Source organism: Pseudomonas sp. GW821-FHT03C07, from assembly GCF_059420925.1.
In genome coordinates, this window is the sequence record NZ_JBWKUQ010000041.1 from 1 (window position 1) to 1930 (window position 1930).

2 protein-coding genes and 2 pseudogenes are annotated in these 1930 nt (G+C 55.0%); 1 reads left to right on the forward strand and 3 read right to left on the reverse strand.

What is annotated here, in order from left to right:
• Window positions 1–913: pseudogene (locus AC07VG_RS33360) on the forward strand (hypothetical protein); the annotation flags it as partial.
• 181 nt (window positions 914–1094) lie between these two features.
• On the opposite strand, the pseudogene AC07VG_RS33365 reads toward AC07VG_RS33360, so the two are convergent.
• The 3 genes and pseudogenes from AC07VG_RS33365 to AC07VG_RS33375 form a co-directional block, all read right to left on the reverse strand.
• A pseudogene (locus tag AC07VG_RS33365) lies at window positions 1095–1175 on the reverse strand (HAD family hydrolase); the annotation flags it as partial.
• A 30-nt stretch (window positions 1176–1205) separates the two neighbouring features.
• Window positions 1206–1490 carry a type II toxin-antitoxin system RelE/ParE family toxin gene (locus AC07VG_RS33370; protein ID WP_495004864.1) on the reverse strand — a complete coding sequence of 95 codons (285 nt, stop codon included), beginning with the start codon at window positions 1488–1490 and terminating at the stop codon, window positions 1206–1208.
• Window positions 1487–1771 (reverse strand): CopG family ribbon-helix-helix protein, encoded by a 285-nt coding sequence (locus AC07VG_RS33375; protein ID WP_495004865.1) that lies wholly within the window; start codon window positions 1769–1771, stop codon window positions 1487–1489. Before AC07VG_RS33375 ends, AC07VG_RS33370 begins: the two co-directional genes overlap by 4 nt.
• Window positions 1772–1930 lie beyond the last annotated feature (159 nt).

A 1930-nucleotide genomic window follows, 5' to 3' on the forward strand; every position in this document is an offset into this window, starting at 1 on the left:
CCCCCCCAGCCGCGAGATCGATATGCCGGTCGAGGTGCTCGCCTACAATCTGGGCAAACCGGTGACGGTCACCTACACCGTGACTCGCAACGGCGAAGCTTCGGATCCCTCAGATGCACTCAACCTGGCGGTGCGGACCATTGCCGAAGACGATCTGCTGGTGGCCAAGCCGAGGATCCTGCAAGCCGTCAATAATGGAGAAGGGCCTGAACTGGATATGAGCAACTTGACCGGTGACGCCACCGTACGTATCGACAATTGGCCGCTCATTGCACACAACCAGCGCATATGGCTGCGTCTGGAGGGTACGAAAAACGATGGCTTGACCTACGAGAAGCTGTGGAGCGGAGCGAATAATTGGGTGAGCACGGAGTGGTATCGGCAAGGGTATGGTGAAAAAATCGTTCCCTATAGCGAGCTTCGGGAGCTACGCAACGGCAGCACATTGAAGCTGGAGTTCAAGGCCTCCTTCGATAAGAGCACCGACGAGGCCAATGCGGTCACCTTTCCGTTGCGCACTTATACGGTCACTTTTTTCGAACACTACACCCCGTTCACGAATGGAGACTTGAACGGCTGGGCAATTGGCTCATCAGGGACCGTAGTCAGGGATGAGGATGGCAATGACTACTGTAAGATAAACCTCATAACCCTCAATCCCGCACCTCTGCCTGTTGGGGAGCGCTATGAAGTCAGTGTACGAGCACGCAGCGTGCATCCTGGACTAAAATTAGAGTTTACGGTTGTGCCTAGTTCTGACCCTCCCCAACAGTCTCATCTGCTCACCTCCCAATGGCAGACATATTTTTATACAGTCGACGAATTTTCACAAAATTTGAGTTTAATGTTCCTTGTGTCAGATCACGTAAGCAAAGTTGATCTCGACGACATTCGTATTCGTCAGCTTAGATAGAGCTCGGTAAGCGGACTCAAAGAGTAACGATTTTATATCGGAAGGCTGACTGAAAAACTGACTTAATTTAGTTGGAACACTGGCGCTCTCAAGGCCCTCTTCGCGGCGGTGCGGCGATCCGATAAGCACCGCTCCCACAGGTTTCCGTCGTTCGCAGCCATTGCGGCTGGCTCAAAGCTTGTGACGCCGAGATCACCAGAATCCGCTCACCCGCCGCGCGGTGGGCGGCAATCGCCTTGCCGGCATCGCTGTAGATCAGCGGCGTAGATCGACGCCTCGGCCATTATTTACCTCATTTTCGAGGTGGCCACTGTCGAGCGGCATGCAGGACTCGCAGCACGCGCACCCAGTCGCCTGCCACGTCATAGACCAGGATGTAATTTCGATGCACTACCCGCTCGTGGGTGCCGGTAACACGACCAAGCCGACCCAGGCCTGGATGATCGACCAGGCGGCTCGCCTTCTCTGAAAACAGCTCATCAAGGGCCAATGCGGCGGCTGGGTTGTCGGCTTCGATGTAATCATAGATTTCGTCGCGATCCTGGATCGCCTCGGGTGTCCAGAATAATGCCATCATTCAGAGGTTTTAAGCCGACGACGCGTGGCCTCCCGCTTGGTCGCGAATCTGGCCTCAACCTCGGCCGATGAAATCAAGTTGCCGGCATTGGCCGAATCCATGCCGATTTGCACCTGGCGACGGAACCAGGCGTCATGCGCGGCCGCTTCCTGCTGTTGCACGAACTCACGCATGAAGTCGCGCAGGAGCTGCGCGCCGCTGCGATCACGGGCCTTGGCGGCGCAGGAGAACTCAGCTTTCAGGGCCTCATCAACCCGAAACGTAAAGGTAGCTTCGCTCATATCGTTGCTCTCTCATGTGTTACAAACAACGTATAAAGTAATACATAATCGGGAATGCTAAAACCGTCTTGCTTTTTACATCGACGCCCAGTTCGCCAATCCGACCAGCGGCCCCCTTTTACCCCTTCGAACTGTCATTTCTGACAGTAGCCAGTCCCG

Coding starts and splice junctions, on each gene's coding strand:
- AC07VG_RS33370 (WP_495004864.1), bottom strand. CDS start 1,490: ATGATGGCATTATTCTGGACACCCGAGGCGATCCAGGATCGCGACGAA.
- AC07VG_RS33375 (WP_495004865.1), bottom strand. CDS start 1,771: ATGAGCGAAGCTACCTTTACGTTTCGGGTTGATGAGGCCCTGAAAGCT.